This window comes from Arundinibacter roseus, assembly GCF_004348825.1.
Taxonomy (GTDB): domain Bacteria; phylum Bacteroidota; class Bacteroidia; order Cytophagales; family Spirosomataceae; genus Arundinibacter; species Arundinibacter roseus.
On record NZ_SMJU01000009.1, the window covers coordinates 192,341 to 213,054 of the forward strand.

Consider the following 20,714-nt stretch of genomic DNA (forward strand, 5'->3'; position numbering starts at 1 on the left):
GCGTATACAATTCTCAACCGGAGAAAGGATTTTAAAGTAGAGGAAAAATCAAAAATAAAGCTAATTTCGTGTTGAACCGAATTCTTAAATCCATGAGCACTTCTTTACCTGAGCGTTTTCAGCGTATCACGACTTTTATATTTGACGTCGACGGCGTCATGACCGACGGCAGTGTGCTGGCGCTCGAAAGTGGCGAACAACCCCGAACCTTTCACGTTCGGGATGGCTACGGCATCAACCGGGCGCTACGGCTGGGCTATCGGGTGGCTATTATTTCTGCTCAAAATCAACTGGGAGTGCGCAAAAGGCTGGAATACCTGGGTGTAAAAGATATTTTTATTGGGGCTTCGCCTGATGGCAAGTTGCCGATTTATGAAAAATATATTCGGGAAAATAATCTGAGCGAAGACGAAATTGTTTTCATGGGCGACGACCTGCCCGACTTTGAAGTCATGATGCGGGAGGAACTGCTCGGCGCGTGCCCGGCCGATTCGGCAGAGGAAATCCTGGCAATTGCAGATTATATCTCTCCAAAAGACGGCGGACACGGTGCCGTCCGTGACCTCATTGAACAAGTCATGAAAGCACAAGGCACGTGGATGTCGTGGGTGAAGAAAGAAAGTATTGAGTGAAATGTTTCTTTGAAAAAACTGACTTCTAAAAATAATCTATTTCACTACTAAACCTGCATACCGTTCCCCATGAAAATTCTCCATACCGCCGATTGGCATATAGGAAAACAGCTACATAAATATAGCCTGGATGCCGATCATCAGCTTTTTCTGGATTGGCTGGGCGATCTTATTGAGGAGCGGAAAATTACGTTGCTACTGGTTTCGGGAGATATTTTCGATACGGCCTTTCCTTCGTCGGCTTCGCTTTCGCTGTACTACCGATTTTTGCAGCGGCTTACCGGCTGTCACTGCAAAGTAGTCATTACGGGTGGAAATCACGATTCTCCCGGTGTGCTGAACGCCCCGCGCGACTTGCTGCGCCACCTCGATATTCGGGTGGTGGGCTGCGCAACCGAGGCCTGCGAAGATTCACTTTTGCTCTTCGACGATCTCAACCTTGCCGTTGCAGCAGTGCCTTTTCTTCGTGATGCGGACTTGCGACGGTCTGTTTCGGGGCAAACCTACGACGACCGGGCCGAGAGCATCCGACAGGGAATACGCTCTCATTATGAGCAATTTACAAATCTTCATCAGCAACTTTACAGAGATCATACGCTCATTGGCATGGGCCATTTGTATGTCAATGGCGTGACGGTTTCGGACAGCGAGCGTGAAATTCATTCCATTGGCGGACTCGCCGCTTTTGGGTGTGAGCATTTTCCGGAGGGCTTCGACTACATGGCGCTGGGGCATATTCACAAACCGCAGAAATTGTCGGATACCGTTCGCTATTCCGGCTCGCCGATTGCACTCAGTTTCAGCGAGCGCAATGACCCAAAGTATGTCCTGGAACTAACGCTGGAAGACGGGAAAATCGCACAGGTTGAATCGTTGCCTGTGCCCACCTCACGCGAACTGCGAAGCTTTACGGGCACAATTGATGAGGTGTGGGCGACGTTGCAGGCTTTTGAATCAACTACTCGTCTGGAAACTCTGGTAGAACTTCACGTAGTAGAACCCACGTTTGACCCGCAAAAAAGTGTTCAGTTTGATATGCTTCTGCGTGAGTTTGAAAAAGCTTCCTTTAAAATCATTAAACCCCGGCTTACGTTTGAGAACCGCCTCAAAGATGCCGACGAGCTCTACGCCGTCGGAACCGACATTGAAGATCTGAATCCGCGCGATGTATTTATGCGCAGGCTCGAATCCGAAACTCTGGATGAAGATACCCGGCAGCTTCTGCTGGAAGCCTTTGAAGAATTAGTACAGGAAGTCCATCTCGACCACCCCAATCCCTGAGTCTGGCGCTGACTGCGCTCGCATTCGCTCCTTATTTTTTATTTATTTATGAAAATCCTCCGCATACGTTTTAAGAATATCAATTCCTTTTATGGAGAGCACGACCCCATCGACTTCATGGGAAGCCCGCTGTCGAGCAGTGGATTGTTTATAATTTCAGGACCTACGGGTGCCGGAAAATCTACCTTGCTGGACGTGATTACACTGGCTTTGTTTAACGAAGTGCCCCGTTTTGGACGCAGTATTTCCAAAAATGAAATTGATAAGCTCGGCTCGGTAGTAAACCTGAAAGCCGCCGAAGAGCCCAAAACAGAAGCCTATGCCGAAGTAGAGTACGAAGCCAAGGGGAAACAGTTTCGCTCGCGCTGGTCTATCTCCAAAAACCGCAACGGAAACTGGAACAATTACCACATGGAAATTGCCGAGCTTCCCTCTGAAAAACTGTTGGATGTAAAGAAACTTTCTGATTATCCGGACATAAACGCCCGGCTCATTGGCCTGAAATACGAACAGTTTATCAAGTCTATCCTGCTAGCGCAGGGAAGTTTTGCGGAGTTTCTTAAAGCCGACCGCAACACTCGCGGGCGCCTGCTGGAAGATATTACGGGCACGCACATTTACCGCCAATTGGGTGCGGCTGCCTTTGAAAAAGATAAAGAATGGACCGAAAAACTGCGTCTCAAAGAAGCCGAAATGCAGGGCGTGCAGCTTTTGAAACAAGAGCAAATCGACGAACTTAACCAAAAACTTACACAGGCAGAAGACAAGCGAAAGCAGGCAGAAGGACAGCTTGACCACTGGACCACCGAAAAAAATCTTCTGGACGATATACAACGACTCACCGAAAAACTGGATAAGCTGGCCGAACAGAGAATACAAAGCGAGCAGGAAATCCTGCGTTTTGCCCAATCGGCTGAGCGGCTCCGGCTGCATGAATCGATTAGTCCGTTTGCATCTGAACTGGTACTTCTTAGTGAAAAGCAACGAGGCCTGAAAACCAGTCAATCGCAGGCTGATGGGCATCGTCAGCGTCTGCTAACACTTGATCAGGAATATGCACAGCTTCTTGCTGACGGACAAAAACTGACGGGACGGGCACTTACAGCTGCCAATTTTGTAGCAGATGTTGAGGAATTTGAGAAAGAGATTTTGACGCTGGAAGCAGAAATGGAAGGACTTCGTCAGCAGGGAAAACCGCTGGCGCAGGCCATTCTGGCAGAAAAAGAACAGCGCAGGTTTGGTTTTGTGCAGGAGCTTTCGGTACAAAAACTCGACGATTCGCTGCAACTGCTACAAAATGAAGAAAATACGTTGAGTTCTGCTTTGAGCTATTTTTTAGCGGATTATGATGCAAATGCCGCTCTTGAAAACCTACGTGTGCGCGAGCTGAACCTCAATAAATTGCAAGGATATTTGGGTCAACAGCACGACCTGCGGGAGGAAGGAAAAAAGAAAAATGACAACATTGCCAAAGCCGAAGAAATCTTAAAAACGAAAACGCCCCTGCTGGAAGAACTGGCCAAAGTACTGGAAAAGCAACAGGAAAATATCACACTTCTACGGGAAAGGCGCGATCTGGAACTAACCCGGCAAAGTTTTGAAAAGCAGCGGGAACAACTCAAACCCGGAGAGGCCTGCCCGCTGTGCGGCTCTGAGCATCATCCGTTTGTGCACGAGTATATTTCAAATTTGCTCGATTTGCAGGAAAACATTCGGGCTGCTGAACGTGAGTTTAAAGAAAATCAGAAATTAGAAAAAAACCTCTCCGCTGAAATTCATTCGGCTCAGCAGCATTTGAATACACAGCAGGCTGAACTTGCCCCCCTTCGTAGCCGATACAAAGAGGTAAGCGGACTGGCGAAGGAATTAGGTGATCAATTAAACCTTGCTGGCGAGCTTTCGTCTGCTTTTTTTGAGGAAGAAAAAGAACGTATTCAAACGTCTTTGGATCAACTAAAAAAATGGCTGGCGGCGAAGGAGGCAACTCAGGTAATTAGCCGTTTGAAGGCGCATTTCACGCAGCTTTTTACTTTGCGTACGGAGGTCAATATGCGACAAACAGAGATCAAAAAACGCTATGCCGGAGCCAACATTCAGAACGACGCAAGCGGGCTGATTCGCAAATGGCAAGCCTGGGAAAACGCTTCTCAAACGACTCGGAAGGCTATTGAAGAATTAGATGAGGTGATACAAAATGCCCGGCAAGCGATAGATGTTTTACAAAAAACGCTGCTTCAAAGCTTATCAAGTGCTGGCCTGGACTCTCTCGAAACAGCTTACGAGCGACTTCTGGAAGGAAATGAGTATCAAAAACTTAAAAAAGAGTACGATCGGCTGCTTACGAAAAAAAGGGATCTTGACACACTGGAAAAATCTTTATTGGATGATTTAAAAGTAAAAACAATTGCCCGAAAAGCGCCGGATTCTACCATGGAAGACTTACTCACCCACTGTGAAAAATATAGAAAATTTCGGGATGAGTACGTGGAAGAAAAAGCCACTTTTGCCGAACAACTACGAGCCGATGCCGAAAATCAGCGGCGCTTTGCGCATTTTGAACGAGAACTGGCTGACTTGCGGAAAAACCGCAGAAAATGGGAATTACTGAAAAAATTTATCGGCGATGCTACGGGCAATGGATTCAGCAATTTTGCCCAAAGCCTCACGCTCAGCAACCTGATCGGCCTGGCAAATCTGCGCCTGCGGTTGCTGTCTGACCGCTACGTACTGGACAAGCCTCACCTGGAAACTGATAGTCTTTTTGTGCTGGATACGTATCAGGGAAACACCGCCCGTTCGGTTTCTACGCTGTCGGGTGGCGAAACTTTTACGATCAGCCTGGCACTGGCGCTCGCGCTGTCAGACCTTGCCTCACGCAACGTGCGTATTGAGTGCCTTTTTATTGATGAAGGATTTGGCACGCTCGATCCTGATAGTTTGGAAACAGCTCTGACAACGCTGGAAAAATTGCAATCGGACAGTCAGAAAATCGTGGGGGTTATTTCTCACCGCCACGAAATGAAAGACCGGATTCCGGTACAGATTCAGGTAGAAAAAGGAATGGACGGCACAAGTCGGGTCGTACTGAGGGGAGCCTACTAGCTGAGCCACTGCTTAAACCACGCAAATGCATCGGCCTGCATGACAACGTCAAACTTGTGGTCGCCTGTATAAAACCGTCCCTGATAGGCATCAGCGGCACCGGCAAGGGTGTACACCTCCCGCAAAATGGCATCCGCTTTTTGCATTTCTGTATGGGTAAAAAGCCGATCCTCGCTGTTGTTCTGAACCATTACCGGCAATGGAACCCGCAAGCCCAGAATTTCCGGAAATTCAAGGTAATTAGGTAAAAGCGAGGCGTACAGCATCCATGTATGGGTGTAGGCTTTGTATAAAAGGAAATCATTCCAGGTAGACATAAATCCGACACAAACGGCACACCGGATGCGCTCGTCGAGACCGGCCAGGTAAGCCGTACGAAGTCCACCACCCGAGAGACCCGCGCAGCCAAGTCGTGTGGGATCAACTTCCGCCCGAGTAGCCAGAATACTGAGAGCCACCTGATCTTCGGCCAATACTACACCCGGCCAGGTGGTGCCCGCACAAAACAACGACTTGGACATTACGTGCTCGTGGTCAGACGCCCAGGCATTGTAGGTATTTATTTCTTCCTGTGTCCGAATGTCCGCATCACGTTTCGTAGTGGTTTTTGTCATTCCCCAGGTAATTCCCTCTACATCTTCATAGTAGACCCTTCGGCTACCAAACAGAAAAGCATCGGGCACCAGCACGGCAAAACCTTGCTTGGCCATTTCATTGGCCCAGGCTCGCCCTTCGTATTAACCCGCCTGATGCTCCCGCATGTGCAGATCCTGTGCGTCGGTGGTGCGGGTAATTTTCTGATAGCCATAGTATTTTTCTCCACTATGATCGTGCAAAGCCAAAATTCCGGGTAATGCTTCTTGAACTCCCTGCGGTTTTAGCAAAAGTGCCTGCGTCGGGCGCCCGTAAGGAAGTTGCCAGCTTAGTTCTTCAATTTCCAGCCCATCGTAAATATATTTTTTCAGAACCGTAACCGCCGGAGTATTTCCCATTGGTGGACTTGCCACCAATTCCTTTACCTTGGCTACGGCCTGTTTTTTCCAGGAAGTTAATTTTTTGCGGGGCATCGCCCGTAGCGAAAGCATAGGCGGATCAGCTCGCAGGCCAGCTGCCCACGGGCCGTACAAACCCGCAATACTTTTGGGAGATTCAGGTAAAGTCATTGCGACAGGAGTTTGGAGAGAGAAATCAGAAGATCCCGGAAAGGAAGCCTGAGTAAGCCACGGAACCGAAGCCATGAGGCCAACGGATGTTTTCATAAACTGTCGGCGGCTTGCTTCCGCTCCATCCTGCTGCTTTTCTGTTTCCATGAGAGTTTTTTTTATTCAAAGCTTCTATTGACTGAAAGCTAATCAAACCGTTCGGTTTCCTGTTGACCGGAATTGATCAAAGTGCCAATCCACATCCCAAAAAAACTAGCCAGCAAGCCATACAGCATCGGCGGAAACTCGGTGTTTAGTTGCAGACAAATCAGCCATGCGAGTAGCCCAACGCTCATAGAAAGCAGGCAACCCAGCGTATTGGTTTTCTTCCAGTAAAGCCCGGCCGCCAACGGTACAAAAAGCGAAACGAGACTAAAAGCCGACGACTCAGCGACGAGTTCAAAAATACTTTCGCGCGTGGTAGCCATCCCGATACATACAGCGGTGATGCCCACAATGCCCAGTCGCATGATCCGCAGCAGTTGACGATCGGTGAGTTTGGGATTAAAAAACTTGATGATATTTTCTCCCAAAACGGCTGCCGGAGCCATGATAGCACTAGCGGTAGTGCTTAGAATGGCCGATACCAACGCACCAAAAAACAGGATTTGCATCGGAAGCGGTGTATGCAGAAGTACCATGTTCGGGATAATCATCTGACCGCCTTCCTTTTCCATTTCGGGATATAGCAGGTGCCCGCACAAGGCAATAAACAGGGGGATCAGCGCAACTGTCAGGTACATAAACGATGCGATATAAGTAGCGCGAACAGACGTATCGGCAGATTTGGCGGCCATCACCCGCTGAAAAACATCCTGTTGCGGAATCGACCCCAGGCCAATCGTAATCCAGGCAGCAAAATAATGGACAGAACCCTGAAAGGTAAAATCGGGATAGAATCGAAAAAAGCCGTCAGGTAATTTGGCGGTGATGCTTGATAGACCACCCGTTTTCTGATATAGGATTACAGCAACAAAGGTTAAACCTACAATAATCATGATGGTTTGCAGGAAATCGGTTATAGAAATGGACCACATCCCGCCCCAAATAGTATATAGAATAACAACAACGGCACTCAGAACAATACAACCCGTCAGCGACCAGCCCAGCACTACTTTCAGCACAATGCCCATAGCCATCAATTGCGCGGCAATCCAGCTAAAATAGGAAGGGATAATCAAAATTGCGGATAGTAACTCCGCCTTGCGGCCGTACCTGATCCTGAAAAAATCACAAAACGTAATGATATTCATTTTGTAAAATCGTCTGGCAAAAAACATACCGACCAAAAACAAACAAAGGGCCGCGCCAAAGGGGTCTTCGATAATTCCCAGAACTCCATGTTTTATAAATTCAGCAGGAGCACCCAAAATTGTTTCGGAACCAAACCAGGTGGCAAACGTGGCCGAAGCAGCCAACACCAACGGAAGGCTGCGGCCAGCTAGAATAAAATCGCGGGTGGTGGATACTCTTCGGGAAGCCCACAGGCCAATTCCGAGATTCAACAAAAGGTATCCAAGAATAGAAATAGCCAGCATGAGGCAGGAAAGAGTTGAGCAAGGTTCAAAAAAAACCGCTTTTTACCCGCTATACTTCATCAGAAAGCAAGCGAATAAAAAGCGGCTCAAAAATAAGGAAAATAAGGAAACTTAGAATTTCAATGTTCCCGGCAAATATTTGGCTACCAGCTCTTCGTAGTAAGGCCGAAGTTCTTTCCAGTTTGGCGGGGTGGGCACTTTGGAATACAGATCGTACGGATTAAATTTCTTCACCCATTCAAACATTTTGTGGTCGTGCTCGTCCATCAAATGATCGTAGGCATGCTCGCGGTGCTGTGCATAAAACGAATGATACCGCAACATATACAGGCCTTCTTCAGGCAGGCTGTCCTTCATCATCTGGTACACGTACTCATCGTGCCCCCACGACATATGTACATTGCGCAAGCCGCAATTGGGCTCGTATACACCGTATTTTGTGTTATATCGCTCATCTTTGGCGTCAGGATTTGCGTCAAAATACTCTGGATACACGATGCTGTCTGAATGCGCACAACCCACCGGAAACGTATCGCCAACAACAGCCCACTGCGGCTCACCAAACAGGCACAATACCTTGCCCATGTCGTGCATTAGCCCAACCAGTACAAACCAATCGGGATGACCGTCGGCACGAATCGCCTCGGATGTTTGCAGCAAATGCTGCCATTGATCCAGGTCAGTGTCGGGGTCAGAGTCGTCTACGAGGGTATTCAGGAAATCAAAGGCCTGCCAAACGGGCATTTCTTTTTTATCAAATTTCAGATATTCCTGCTCCTTTGCGAGCACAAAATCATACGTTTGATACGTATGGTTGAGTCGGTAAAACTCACGTACGGTATCCCGGCCGGGCTCGTCATAGTTGCGATAATCGTCTTTGGCTTTGGTAAATGGCTCGGGGTAGCGCGTCAGTACGTCTTCCTCCCATACATCAAGGCTCTGCAAGGGGTTTTGGGTATCTGGTGTCATGTTAATTGCAGGTTTTTTATTTTTTATCCCGTAAAAATACTACTTCTCAGGGAGTTAGCAAGCAATGCTATTTTAAAAAAATTTAAGCCCATTCCCGGGAAAATTGCCAAAAACGAACTGATTTTACCTGGGCCCATACGAGCGGCGACTTTTATGGCTTTGGCTACGATAATTTCGGTTGCTTCGCGGTTGGTAGCCCCGGCGCGCAGGTCTATTCTCATAGCGGGAATGACGCTGGGGCGATTGTTTATAAATTACTCGGGGAGCGGGCCGCACTACCACTACTCTGGGTGGAACACGATGGCTGTACGCGTACCCATATCCGTAGCGTGGAGATGGGTAATGAGAATGAACACAGCCCGCACTACTCAGCAGCAGGGCAATTAAAATAAATGAGATACTTCCGGTTTTGAATGTTTTCATGGCTGTTTATCGTATAAGTATGTCAGGTGATTGGGGCACGCAAAAGCGAGCTTTTACAATCCCTGAGGCGTATTTTGAATTCTCTTATCTATTACTAACGACAACATGCGGGAGGTATTCCCCTATTTGTATCTCTGATTGAAGATTTTTAGCCTATATAGCTCCTTTAAAACGTAATAGGTACGGTTTTTTTGAGTAGGTTTCAGAAGAATTCTCAATATCACCGATAGAATCCTTTTTCAACTTATTTAAAAAGCTACCCTGCTAGTATTTCATCGTTTATGAAAATGAAAGGAAAGTGCGTTTTTACGTACCAAATACCCTATCCAACTGCTGTAACCATGATGCTCCGCCCCAGGCGCGAGAGCACACAGGCCATTTTTAATGAAGGATTTATCATCGAGCCAACGGTTCATTTTACAGAGTTTACCGATAGTTACGGGAACTCCTGTCAGCGGGCTACATTGCCGCAGGGCGAGGTAAAAATCACGTCGCAGGTAGAAGCTAACGTTCTCGAAACGCCGCCTCTGCCCAATCCTCTGCCGCCTTTTGTGCCCATTGAGGAACTTCCGGACGAGGCCATGCTTTATGTATTGCCAAGTAGATATTGTCAATCTGATTTATACGAAATTCATCAGCTTGCTTCTCAGATTGTGGGTAATAGCACACCCGGCTATGAGCAGGTGGAAGCGATCCGGAAGTGGGTACACCAAAATATTTACTATCAATATGGAGTGACAAACGCCACTACTACGGCGCTAGATTTGGTGTATAACCGCACGGGCGTTTGCCGGGATTTTACTCACCTCGTCATTTCCCTGTGCCGGAGCCTGAACATTCCGGCACGTATGACCGTAGGCTACCTGGACAAACTCGAAATTATGGATTTGCACGCATGGGTGGAAGCTTTTCTGGGCGATCAGTGGTATCCGATTGATGCAGTACAGGAATTCACGCATGGATACAGGATCGAAATCGGTCACGGCCGCGACGCCGCCGACGTGGCTATGGTTACGCAGTTCGGATCTATGCAGCTCCAATCGCTCGACGTCGAAACGGAGCTTTTGGAAGAAGACCCTTCGGCGCAGCCCGCTCAGTAAAGATTGCATTTAAAGCCAAAAGAGCGGGAACCTGATGTGGTTCCCGCTCTTTTGGCTTTAAACAAAACTCTGCTTTTACTTACAGATCACTAAAATCAAATCCTTCCAGAAATTTGGTGGTAAAGTTTCCGGAGCGGAAGCCTGCGTCGTCCATCAACTTAATGTGGAAAGGAATCGTAGTTTTTATTCCTTCAATGACAAATTCCTGCAAGGCACGTTTCATCCGGGTAATCACTTCCTCTCTTGACTGACCACTCACGATCAATTTAGCGATCATGGAATCATAGTTTGGCGGAATCGTATAGCCGCTATACACGTGACTATCGATCCGGATCCCGTGTCCGCCAGGAAAATGAAGATTCGTAATTTTACCGGGGCTTGGCCTGAACCCATTGCCCGGATCTTCGGCATTGATCCGGCACTCCATGGCAAATAGTTTTGGCGTATAGTTTTTGCCCGAAACCGGCTCGCCGGCAGCCACTTTTATTTGTTCTTTTATTAAATCAAAATCTGTAACTTCCTCGGTTATAGGATGCTCTACCTGAATACGGGTATTCATTTCCATAAAGAAGAAGTTTCCGTGTTTGTCAACCAGAAACTCCACCGTACCGGCACCTTCGTAGGCAATAGCGCGCGCGCCTTTCACAGCGGCATCGCCCATTTTTTCACGCAGTTCGGGCGTAATAATCGGTGAAGGAGTTTCTTCCACCAATTTTTGGTGCCGACGCTGAATGGAACAGTCACGTTCGGACAAGTGGCTTACATTCCCAAACTGATCACCAATAATCTGAATTTCGATATGCCGGGGTTCTTCTACAAACTTTTCGAGATAGAGTCCGTCATTTCCAAAAGCCGCACCCGATTCTTGCCGGGCGTCGTTCCAGGCTTTTTCAAATTCGTCTTCCTTGGTCACGATCCGCATGCCTCGTCCTCCACCTCCGGCGGTGGCTTTCAGAATGACCGGGTAGCCCATTTCTGCGGCCAACTCTTTGCCCTGCGCCACTGAGTCAAGAAGCCCCACCGAACCCGGAATGACGGGCACGCCGGCGGTGCGCATCGTGGCTTTGGCCGTAGCCTTGTCGCCCATGCTATTGATTTGGGCGGCGGTTGCGCCAATAAACTTTATGCCGTAATCGGCACAAATCTGTGAAAACTCGGCATTTTCGGATAGAAATCCGTAGCCGGGATGAATCGCATCGGCACCGGTAACCTCGGCGGCCGAAATGATATTCTGAATATTTAGATAGGACAGTCGGCTTGCAGGCGGGCCAATACACACGGCCTCATCGGCAAAGCGAACATGCAGGCTGTCGCGGTCGGCGGTAGAATAAACAGCAACGGTTTTGACGCCCATTTCGCGGCACGTACGAATAATGCGCAAGGCAATCTCACCCCGGTTTGCAATGAGTATTTTTTTGAACATAGAATGTAGCTTGAAACCTATAACTTTCTGATCAGGAAAAGGCTATTTCCTGAGTAACTTTCAAAATATCGCTAAACGGACATTAGTTTGGTTCTACCAGAAAGAGCGGCTGATCAAACTCAACCGGCGTTGCGTTCTCAACCAAAACCTTCACAATACGTCCCGATACTTCGGATTCAATTTCGTTGAAAAGTTTCATGGCTTCAATCACACACACGACTTTGCCGGGCTTCACTTCGTCTCCGATGTTTACCAGAGCGGGAGTTTCAGGGCTTGCTGCGCGATAGAACGTACCAATCATGGGCGACTTTACCGTAATATACTGGCTCTCAGCAGATACAGCTACTGGCGCAGGGGCCGGGCTTGATGCAGGTGCTGAAACAACGGCTTGCACCGGTGCAGCAACGGGAGCCGCTGATGCAGGAGCGGGAGCTGGTGCAGGACCTGTACCGTAGCGCTTAACTTTAATTTTGAGTTCAGAGGTTTCGATATTTACCTCGTCCAGCCCAGATTGAGCAATGAAATCGATTAATTTCTGAATTTCTTTGGTTTCCATGAGTTCGAGTAATTAATTCTTAGGAGCAGGAAATTTGTGTAAAAGCATAAAAATCAATTCGTCATGAGCGCAGCACTGCCATTTCCTGCTCATGAGTCTAGCTTTATTTTTTAAACTAAGCCGTGACGCGCCTTAGGACTTTACGCGCTCGACGTAGTCGTAGGTGCGGGTATCAATGCGGAGCACATCGTCTTGCTCAATAAACAGTGGCACCATGATAGTAGCACCGGTTTCTACCTTCACTGCTTTTTTAGGTGAGTTGGCCGTATCTCCCTTAATGCCGGGTTCGGAGTAGGTAACGGTAAGCTCCACAAAAGCAGGAAGTTCACAGGTAAGCGGGGCTTCGGTTTCGGTATTGATCAATATCTCCACTTCCTGCCCTTCTTTCATCAAATCCTTACCAGTCAAAAGCTTTTCTTCAAGTAAAATTTGTTCAAAGTTTTCCACATTCATGAAGTTATAGCCAACTTCATCCTGATATAAAAATTGAAATTTCTGGCGTTCTACCCGAACAGGAGTAATCGACGCGCCCGAGTTGAAGGTATTGTCGAGTACTTTTCCGGAAGTCAGGCTTCTCATTTTGGTACGGACAAATGCATTTCCCTTTCCGGGCTTAACATGTTGAAATTCAATTATTTGAAAAAGGTCATTATTATATTCAATTACTAAACCGTTGCGAATATCTGCTGTTGATGCCATATGTAAATCAGTAATAAAATTAATATCAATAGTTACTTTTATATCCAGCACAAGACGTGCTTTCTAGGATTGCTCTGTGTCGTAAGCCCACTTTACGTAGGTTGCCGCCCAGGTAAAACCACCACCAAAAGCAGCCAAAATCAAATTATCTCCTTTATTCAATTGCGATTCGTAGTCCCACAGGCACAAGGGAATCGTGGCGGCGGTGGTATTTCCGTATTTGTGAATATTGAGCATCACCTTATTCATACCAACTCCCATGCGGTGAGCCGTTGCTTCAATGATGCGTTTGTTAGCCTGATGCGGCACAAGCCAGGCCACATCGTCGCCTTTAAGGTTGTTACGCTCCATGATTTCGGCAGAAATATCGGCCATGTTTTTTACCGCAAACTTAAATACCTGCGGGCCGTCCTGATACACATAATGCATCCGCTTCTCGATCGTTTCGTGCGAAGGTGGAAAGCGACTGCCTCCTCCTTTTTGGTTAAGAAACGGTTGACCGGCGCCATCAGAGCGGATAAGTGTATCCAAAACACCGTAACCGGTTTCATCTGCTTCCAGCAACACGGCACCTGCGCCATCTCCAAACAGGATACAGGTAGTACGATCGGTATAGTCAACAATCGCGGACATTTTATCTGCACCTACTACGATAACTTTTTTGTATTTGCCGGTCTCTATGAACTGCGAACCCATTGTTAGGGCATACAAAAAACCTGAGCAGGCAGCCTGAATATCAAAACTTCCGACGTTACGGATCCCCACCATATCACATATAAGATTGGCTGTGCAGGGGAAGACAAAATCGGGGGTTGTGGTGGCACATATCAACAAATCAATTTCCTGCGGCGAGGTATTGGTTTTTTGCAAAAGTCCTTTCACTGCCTCGGCGCCCATGTGCGAGCTTCCTTTCCCTTCTCCTTTCAGAATGTGCCGTTCCTTAATTCCCGTTCTGCTGACAATCCATTCATCGTTGGTATCAACCATTTTTTCCAATTCGGCGTTGGTCAGAATGTAGTCCGGTACATAGCCATAAACGCCTGTAATGGAAGCTTTTGAGTGGGTCATGGTTTGTGCGTTGTTTGTCGGTCAGGCCAAAGCCTGAGCAATATGTATATAAGCGTTGGCTTCCACTTGTTGGCGAGCCCAGCTGATCATGTTTTTTATAGCGAGTGGCGACGATATGCCGTGGGCAATCATCACATTTCCATTGACGCCAATGATCGGGCTTCCTCCAATAGATTCATAATTTGTGCGGGCAATAAACTCGTCCTCGATCCCCCGTTCTTTCAGGATTCCGTAGAGCGATTCTCCCAGTTTGAATAAAATATTTCCGGTAAAGCCATCTGTAACGATTACATCTGCTTTGTCGGTAAAGAGATCTTTCCCTTCAATATTGCCTACAAACTGAATCCGCTTATTTTCTTTTAGCAATTGATACGCAGCCTGTGCAATAACAGACCCTTTCTGTTCTTCTTCCCCGATATTCATCAGGGCGACCCGTGGATGGTCAATGTGGAGTGTGTGTCGGGCAAAAAGTGAGCCTATTTCACCAAATTGACTCAGGACATCGGGTTTACAATCAGCGTTAGCACCAATATCAAGCATGATGGCATGTTTTCCGTTAACCTGCGGAACAAATCCCGCAATAGCCGGGCGGATAATTCCTTCGATTGCGCGAATGCTAAAAAGCGCTCCTACGTGCATGGCTCCGGTGTTGCCTGCACTACAAAAGATGTCAACAGCTTTTTCCTTTAAAAGCTTAAACCCAACTCCAATACTGGAATTGGGTTTTTGCGAGAGCGCCTTTGTGGGGTGCTCGCTCATTTCTATTACGTCATCAGCATGGACAATTTCCACGGCTGAGGATTCAAATCCATGCTTCTGAAACAATTCTTTGATTATGTCCTGCCGCCCCACTAACACAAGTTGGGTATCGGCTGGCAAGCTGGAAGCAGCCATTATAACTCCTTCCACTATGGCTTGCGGGGCAAAATCACCCCCCATAGCATCTACTGCAATTTTCATTTACACACTTTTTAGTAGCTAAAAAAAGGAAAACGTGGGTGTAAAATTAGCAGTTGCACCTTAGTAAAAAAGAATTTCGCAACAACTTTTATACGGTTGTTGCGAAATGAGCGCGCGTCATTACAGGAAATCAGATGCTTTTTGCGTAATTCTCGATCATAAGTTTGCCCTTGTAATACAAGTTTCCTTCGTATACGTGAGCGTGGTGTGACCGGTGCGTTTCTCCCGTTGTTGGATCAACGGAAAGCTGCTTGCCTGTCAGGAAATCGTGAGATCTGCGCTTGTTGCGGCGGGTCGTCGAATGTCTCCGTTTGGGATGTGCCATGATTTTATGTACTCAGTTGTTAAAATTCGTGATTTATATTTATTTACTGCTTTTAATCGTATTCGGAACTTTGAAAGCCTGCAAGTTTACTTTTTCAATTTTTTCAGGGGTTCCCAGCGAGGGTCAATTTTTTCCTCAGGTGCAGGTGCCGATTCGTCAGCATCGGCGGTTTCGCCACTCTCTGAACTATAAACCAAAGCCTCAAACTCGGTGTCATCGTCCTGGGTTCGCAAATCCGGATGGATTTTTTTCATGGGCAAAGCCAGCGCAATGAACTCAAAAATATAGCCTGCGACGTTGATTCGGGTGCGATTACGGTTGATGATTGCTATTTCTTCGGTCAGTTCTTCATCCTGATCACCAAACTTCAAAATCATCAGCCCCTGCGTCTCAACCTGCTCTTCGTATGGTTCCAGCGAACGGTCACAAATAAGTTCCACTTCCCCCACAATCGAGAACCTCAGCTGAATCATCGTACTGGATTTTTCCAATACGAGGTGCACCTTAAAATTCCCTCCTTCGATCAGATCCTGAGGCATTTCCTGAAAAAATACCGGCTCTACCTCGTAGTCATATTCGTATGATTTGTTCTCCAAACCATAAATATCTATACTATATCGATTCTGCTCTTTCACGTCGTTCTGCAAAAAGGACTGCAAAGTTAAAATCTTTTTGGGATAATTAAAAAGACTGACTATGAATTTATTGACATTCATGAACTACCATTGGCGCTCCTGTTCTGAGTTGTGCCTTCTGATGCGCTGATGAACCTTATTTAATGGCCTGCGCCGGATTTCCAAATACGGTAGATTTGGCCGGAACGTCAGCAATCACGACCGATCCGGCACCCACGCGCGCATTTTTCCCGATTTTGACACCTGCCACTACCACAGCACCTGTCCCGATATAAGCCCCGGATTCTACCTCTACGTTGTCGTTCAGGATGACACCGGTCCCTATATTCACAAAATCGCCGATAATTACACGGCTTTCGATCAACGCACCGGCTTGTATCTGTACATGCTGCCCAACAGCGGCCTGTGGGCCAATCACCACTCGGGCACCAATAAAGTTACCATGCCCAATAGTGGCCATTTCGGACACAACAGCCGTATCGTGAATAGCATTTACGGGCATAGTTTTGCGTCGTTCGTTCAGCATTTCGACGAGTTGCTCCCGAACCGGCCGCTCACCGATCGCTACAAAGGCTTCGCATTTTGCGCCGATTATTTTCAAAAAACCGCCGTCATCTGTATCGCCCAGCACGCTGACCGTGCCAATTTCGGTTCCGTGAAGGTCTTTTTTGTCATCAAGAAAGCCGTACACCACCACTCCATTTCGTTGAAAAATATCAAGCGCCTGACGGCCAAGTACGCCCGCACCAAAAATCAAAACCGGATTCTCCATAAACTTTTTTTAGCAGTCTCCGAAATGCACACTGCGCTTCGAAGAAAAACTAGTATTTGTAATGATTTAAAGAAATATAAACAGAAGATAAGGCACGTATGCCTTGTTCATCAACCAAGCCTGGCGCTTTTTCATTCCCTGTCTCAGCCGGAGGTTTTATAGAAAAGTGACCCGAAACACAAACGGACCCGAATAAGGTGAAATATTCTGACCTGTAAACGGATTGAGCTGATTGCTGTAATTCAGGTTATACAGGAGCGTCATGTGAACGCCCCGCGTAAACCGGGCCCCCAACGGCTGTGTATAGGCCGCACCTACCATCGGAGAGCCGATCCAGGTTCGGGTGTATTTTTGTTCGAGGCTATTAAAATACTCTACATTCAACCCCTCATACTCTGCCTGCAGGGTAATCATCGGAAAAAGCGAATACATCAGAAACGACCTGCCCCCATAGTAGCTGCTATTAACGTTAAATCTCCGGGAGGTAAACCACATGTAAGTAACGCCCACTCCACCCACGAGTTTTTCGGTCAGGTTGAACCCAGCCATGGGTGAAAGGTTAATGTTGGTAACAGTGCCAAACCCCAAACCAAAACTACCGCCCAGTCGCAGGCGGTCAATCAGGGGCAGCGGTACGTCAGAGCGAGCCGGTGGAGTAGCTGCTTTGGGTTTGTCAGCGTCCGGAATTATGATGGTTGTTTGCCGGGGTTTGCCCCGAAGGCTGTCGGGCTTGTAATACTCCTCATTTTGAGCTACTGCTTGCTGGCAAAATCCGTGAAAAGCGAGTAGCACGGCGGTGAACAGAATAACTTTTTTCATAAAAAACGATTGCTAATTTTAACTTCTTACTGGTAACGAAGGTAAATTATCCTTTGGTTTGTGGGGAGAACATTCCTTTTAAATCCTTTTTACCTGATTCTTATTTTTAACGCTCACCCTCAACCGATATGATGTACCACATTGCTGTACCCGACCCCAATTCAAGATTTGTAGAAATTTCCTGCACAGCGCCTGTAAATGGCCAACAAACGCTTGAATTTCAACTACCTGCGTGGCGGCCGGGACGTTACGAAATTCAGAATTTTGCTAAAAATATTCAAAAATTTTCGGCACGTAGCAGTTCCGGTGCTGACCTTAGGGTACGCAAACTTACGAAAGATCGGTGGCAGGTTGACACCAACCCCGCCGATGAGCAGGTCATTGTTTCATATAATTTTTATGCAGCTATTCAGAACGCCGGTAGCAGCTATGTGGATGAAGACCTGTGGTATCTCAATTTTATCAATTTTGCACTCTACGCCGAAGGTCAACTGGAAGAGTATTGTCAGGTTACGCTCGATCTGCCTGAGGGTTTTCGCATAGCCTGTGGCCTGACGCCCACGGAGCAACCCAACGTCCTGCATGCAGGCAGCTACTATCAGCTCGTAGACTGCCCGCTATTGGCCTCGGCTACTTTGCAACATGAAACGTATGAAGAAAAGGGCGTCAATTTCCACGTGTGGATGCACGGAAATCTGCATCCGAACTGGCGCCGCATCCGTAATGATTTTGCGCGGTTTTCCTTCGAGCAAATTGCCATGATGGGCGATTTTCCCGAAAAAGAATATCATTTTATTAACCTCATTTTGCCTACTGCTTTTTATCACGGTGTGGAGCATTTTAACTCTACTATGATTGTGCTCGGGCCGGATGATGAAGGGGAAGGGCTGTATACCGACTTGTTGGGTGTGAGTTCGCATGAGCTTTTTCATGCCTGGAATATTATCAGAATTCGTCCAATAGAACTTTTGCCCTACGATTTTACCAAAGAAAACTATTTCACAACCTGTTTCGTAGCCGAAGGTTGCACGACTTATTATGGCGACTTATTTTTGAGAAGAGCCCACGTTTTCGACGATCAGGCTTACATCAAAGAATTGCAGGTGTACATGAAGCGGCATTTTGAAAATAGTGGAAAGGCAGCACAATCGCTCATCGAATCTTCCTGGGATTTGTGGCTGGACGGATACGAAAAAGGCATTCCGCAGCGCAAGGTATCGGTGTATCACAAAGGAGCGCTCGTGGCGTTAATTCTGGATTTATTTCTTCGTAAAAAATTTGATCATGCCCGCTCGCTCGACGACGTCATGCGGCAGCTTTGGCAGCGGTTCGGCAAGCCATTTATCGGGTACACATATGCTGATTATCAAAGCATTGTAAGAGAAATAGCCGACGATCCTCTCGACTGGTACTGGAACGACTGCATTGAAGGAAATCTTCCATTGGAAGAATATCTGAACGAAGCATTGGGTTTTGTAGGATTGCAAATGACTACTTTTACCAATGGAAATATTCAACTTCATGTACGGGAAGATGCCCGGGCCAATCGCCAATGGGAGCGATGGCTGGCGCCGGTTGAAGCATACGAAACTTCCGAAAAAATGTAGACTTATCAACCTCTTTTAACTACCATAACTTGTGAAAAAACTTTACTCTCAACGTCGAAACGCTCTTCCGGCAATGCCCTGCTTTTCTTCGAGCTGGATCAGTCAGGTTAGTCTGGTACTCTTCTTGTTGCTCTTCTCGGCCTGTCACTCCGGCCGTACCATTACTTTTTTACAAATCAATGATGTGTACGAAATTTCGCCGCTCAACAACGGTCAATCCGGTGGCATGGCCCGCGTAGCACATATTAATAAAGAGTTGAAAAAAAAGTCGCCCGAAAGTACATTTTTTGTACTCGCCGGAGACTTTATAAGTCCTTCGGTTATTGGTACGCTGCGCTACCAAAGTGAGCGCATTCAGGGCAAACAAATGGTGGAGGTTCTCAACGAGGCCGGGCTTGATGTGGCTACCTTTGGAAACCACGAGTTTGATTACGACGATCAGGCGCCAACTGTTCTGCAAAAACGCATCAATGAATCCGACTTTGAGTGGGTTATTGCCAATATGCAGCAGCAAAACGGACTGAATACAGCACCTTTTACAAAAAACGCAACCCCTCTACCGCCTTCACTTGTACTGACCAACGGCCAAATCCGCATTGGCTTATTTGGTGTTTGTATTCCGGTCAATAAGGATTTTGTGCAGGTCACCGATCCTTTTGACGCCGCAGGTCGGGCCTATGAAGATTTAAGAAACCGTTCAGATGCCGTAGTGGCACTCACGCACCTTGCCGCTGCCGACGATCAGCGGCTTGCGGAGCAGCTACCCGGCCTTGCCCTCATCATGGGCGGGCACGATCACGAAAACATGCGCGTAATGGTCGGGAAAGTACCCGTGGTAAAAGCGGACGCAAACGCCAAAACGGTGTATATTCACAACCTGCGCTTTGATCGTAAAAATCAGTTGATTAAAGTTGATTCTGAATTGAAAGTGATTGATAGCAGCATTCCGGAAGATCCTGAAACGGCCGCTGTTGTTACCAAATGGCAGCAGATTGCATCCAAAAGTTTTAAAGAATTAGGTTTTGAACCCAACGAAATTGTTTTTACTACGACTGAGCCCTGGGATGGTCACGAAGCCACCGTGCGCCGCGAACATGGCGCACTTACTTCCACAATTGCCAAAAGTATGCTGAGAGCTTTTCCGGAAAGCGATTTGGCGCTGTTTAACGGCGGTTCGGTACGTATTGACGATGTGCTGACGGGAGCGATTACGCAGTACGACATTGTCAGAATTTTGCCCTTTGGCGGCGGCATTTCACAGGCAACTTTTACGGGCGACTTCCTGCATAAAGTACTGGAAACCGGGCGATTGAGCCGTGGAAGAGGTGCTTTTTTACACCATGCCAATGCGCGCTACGACGATGCCCAAAAGCAATGGTTTGTAGGGGAGCAACCGCTGGACAAGCAGAAAACGTATCGTGTCGTACTGCCGGATTTTCTGTTGACAGGCAAAGAATTTGGCATGAGTTTTCTGGTGCCGGAAAATGACGGAATCATTAAACCCATCCTGACTCCCGCCAAAGGAGACGCCCGGTCAGATGTTCGTAAGGTCTTTATTGAGTACCTCCGCACGCTCTGAATCGGCAAACTTGTATTGCTACCA

The 20,714-nt window shown here is 47.3% G+C and carries 20 protein-coding genes; 6 read left to right on the forward strand and 14 right to left on the reverse strand.

Annotated elements, in window-relative coordinates:
* The first annotated feature begins 92 nt into the window (after positions 1 to 92).
* The 3 genes from EZE20_RS15790 to EZE20_RS15800 all read left to right on the forward strand — a co-directional run bounded on the left by EZE20_RS15790 (position 93) and on the right by EZE20_RS15800 (position 5,015).
* Positions 93 to 632, forward strand: a complete 540-nt coding sequence (locus EZE20_RS15790) for a KdsC family phosphatase (protein WP_132119374.1) — start codon at positions 93 to 95, stop codon at positions 630 to 632.
* A gap of 69 nt (positions 633 to 701) precedes the next feature.
* On the forward strand, positions 702 to 1,913 hold the full coding sequence (gene sbcD, locus EZE20_RS15795; RefSeq protein ID WP_132119376.1) for an exonuclease subunit SbcD: 1,212 nt from the start codon (positions 702 to 704) through the stop codon (positions 1,911 to 1,913).
* A gap of 48 nt (positions 1,914 to 1,961) precedes the next feature.
* Complete coding sequence (locus EZE20_RS15800) at positions 1,962 to 5,015, forward strand: SbcC/MukB-like Walker B domain-containing protein (RefSeq protein WP_132119378.1); 3,054 nt, start codon at positions 1,962 to 1,964, stop codon at positions 5,013 to 5,015.
* Here the strand turns inward: EZE20_RS15800 and EZE20_RS24410 are convergent.
* The 5 genes from EZE20_RS24410 to EZE20_RS15820 all read right to left on the reverse strand — a co-directional run bounded on the left by EZE20_RS24410 (position 5,012) and on the right by EZE20_RS15820 (position 8,945).
* Positions 5,012 to 5,725, reverse strand: coding sequence for an alpha/beta hydrolase family protein (locus EZE20_RS24410; RefSeq protein WP_228713792.1), 714 nt, complete (start codon positions 5,723 to 5,725; stop codon positions 5,012 to 5,014). The genes EZE20_RS15800 and EZE20_RS24410 overlap by 4 nt on opposite strands.
* 27 nt (positions 5,726 to 5,752) lie before the next feature.
* Positions 5,753 to 6,325 carry a hypothetical protein gene (locus EZE20_RS24415; RefSeq protein ID WP_228713794.1) on the reverse strand — a complete coding sequence of 191 codons (573 nt, stop codon included), beginning with the start codon at positions 6,323 to 6,325 and terminating at the stop codon, positions 5,753 to 5,755.
* A 38-nt stretch (positions 6,326 to 6,363) separates the two neighbouring features.
* Positions 6,364 to 7,755, reverse strand: a complete 1,392-nt coding sequence (locus EZE20_RS15810) for a sodium:solute symporter family protein (protein ID WP_132119380.1) — start codon at positions 7,753 to 7,755, stop codon at positions 6,364 to 6,366.
* Between the two features lie 111 nt (positions 7,756 to 7,866).
* Positions 7,867 to 8,724, reverse strand: a complete 858-nt coding sequence (locus EZE20_RS15815) for an inositol oxygenase family protein (protein ID WP_132119382.1) — start codon at positions 8,722 to 8,724, stop codon at positions 7,867 to 7,869.
* Positions 8,725 to 8,747: 23 nt separating this feature from the next.
* Positions 8,748 to 8,945 carry a hypothetical protein gene (locus tag EZE20_RS15820; RefSeq protein WP_132119384.1) on the reverse strand — a complete coding sequence of 66 codons (198 nt, stop codon included), beginning with the start codon at positions 8,943 to 8,945 and terminating at the stop codon, positions 8,748 to 8,750.
* A gap of 489 nt (positions 8,946 to 9,434) precedes the next feature.
* Between EZE20_RS15820 and EZE20_RS15825 the strand changes: the two genes are divergently transcribed.
* Positions 9,435 to 10,247: a transglutaminase-like domain-containing protein gene (locus EZE20_RS15825; protein ID WP_228713797.1), complete on the forward strand. Its 813-nt coding sequence runs from the start codon at positions 9,435 to 9,437 to the stop codon at positions 10,245 to 10,247.
* A gap of 79 nt (positions 10,248 to 10,326) precedes the next feature.
* On the opposite strand, the gene accC is transcribed toward EZE20_RS15825, so the two are convergent.
* The 9 genes from accC to EZE20_RS15870 form a co-directional block, all read right to left on the reverse strand.
* Positions 10,327 to 11,670 carry an acetyl-CoA carboxylase biotin carboxylase subunit gene (gene accC, locus EZE20_RS15830; RefSeq protein ID WP_132119388.1) on the reverse strand — a complete coding sequence of 448 codons (1,344 nt, stop codon included), beginning with the start codon at positions 11,668 to 11,670 and terminating at the stop codon, positions 10,327 to 10,329.
* An 82-nt stretch (positions 11,671 to 11,752) separates the two neighbouring features.
* A complete protein-coding gene (gene accB, locus EZE20_RS15835) occupies positions 11,753 to 12,226 on the reverse strand; it encodes an acetyl-CoA carboxylase biotin carboxyl carrier protein (RefSeq protein ID WP_132119390.1) in 474 nt (157 codons plus the stop codon).
* A 132-nt stretch (positions 12,227 to 12,358) separates the two neighbouring features.
* Positions 12,359 to 12,925 (reverse strand): elongation factor P, encoded by a 567-nt coding sequence (efp, locus tag EZE20_RS15840; protein WP_132119392.1) that lies wholly within the window; start codon positions 12,923 to 12,925, stop codon positions 12,359 to 12,361.
* Positions 12,926 to 12,988: 63 nt separating this feature from the next.
* On the reverse strand, positions 12,989 to 13,993 hold the full coding sequence (locus EZE20_RS15845) for a beta-ketoacyl-ACP synthase III (protein ID WP_132119394.1): 1,005 nt from the start codon (positions 13,991 to 13,993) through the stop codon (positions 12,989 to 12,991).
* A gap of 21 nt (positions 13,994 to 14,014) precedes the next feature.
* A complete protein-coding gene (plsX, locus tag EZE20_RS15850; protein ID WP_132119396.1) occupies positions 14,015 to 14,953 on the reverse strand; it encodes a phosphate acyltransferase PlsX in 939 nt (312 codons plus the stop codon).
* 130 nt (positions 14,954 to 15,083) lie between these two features.
* Positions 15,084 to 15,278 carry a 50S ribosomal protein L32 gene (gene rpmF, locus EZE20_RS15855; protein ID WP_132119398.1) on the reverse strand — a complete coding sequence of 65 codons (195 nt, stop codon included), beginning with the start codon at positions 15,276 to 15,278 and terminating at the stop codon, positions 15,084 to 15,086.
* Between the two features lie 86 nt (positions 15,279 to 15,364).
* Positions 15,365 to 15,937: a YceD family protein gene (locus EZE20_RS15860; RefSeq protein WP_228713799.1), complete on the reverse strand. Its 573-nt coding sequence runs from the start codon at positions 15,935 to 15,937 to the stop codon at positions 15,365 to 15,367.
* A 112-nt stretch (positions 15,938 to 16,049) separates the two neighbouring features.
* Positions 16,050 to 16,685 (reverse strand): acetyltransferase, encoded by a 636-nt coding sequence (locus tag EZE20_RS15865; protein WP_132119402.1) that lies wholly within the window; start codon positions 16,683 to 16,685, stop codon positions 16,050 to 16,052.
* Positions 16,686 to 16,841: 156 nt separating this feature from the next.
* On the reverse strand, positions 16,842 to 17,504 hold the full coding sequence (locus tag EZE20_RS15870) for a hypothetical protein (RefSeq protein WP_132119404.1): 663 nt from the start codon (positions 17,502 to 17,504) through the stop codon (positions 16,842 to 16,844).
* Positions 17,505 to 17,632: 128 nt separating this feature from the next.
* On the opposite strand from EZE20_RS15870, the gene EZE20_RS15875 reads away from it, so the two are divergent.
* Positions 17,633 to 19,111 (forward strand): M61 family metallopeptidase, encoded by a 1,479-nt coding sequence (locus tag EZE20_RS15875; protein WP_132119406.1) that lies wholly within the window; start codon positions 17,633 to 17,635, stop codon positions 19,109 to 19,111.
* A 31-nt stretch (positions 19,112 to 19,142) separates the two neighbouring features.
* Complete coding sequence (locus EZE20_RS15880) at positions 19,143 to 20,690, forward strand: bifunctional metallophosphatase/5'-nucleotidase (RefSeq protein WP_132119408.1); 1,548 nt, start codon at positions 19,143 to 19,145, stop codon at positions 20,688 to 20,690.
* Positions 20,691 to 20,714: the final 24 nt, after the last annotated feature.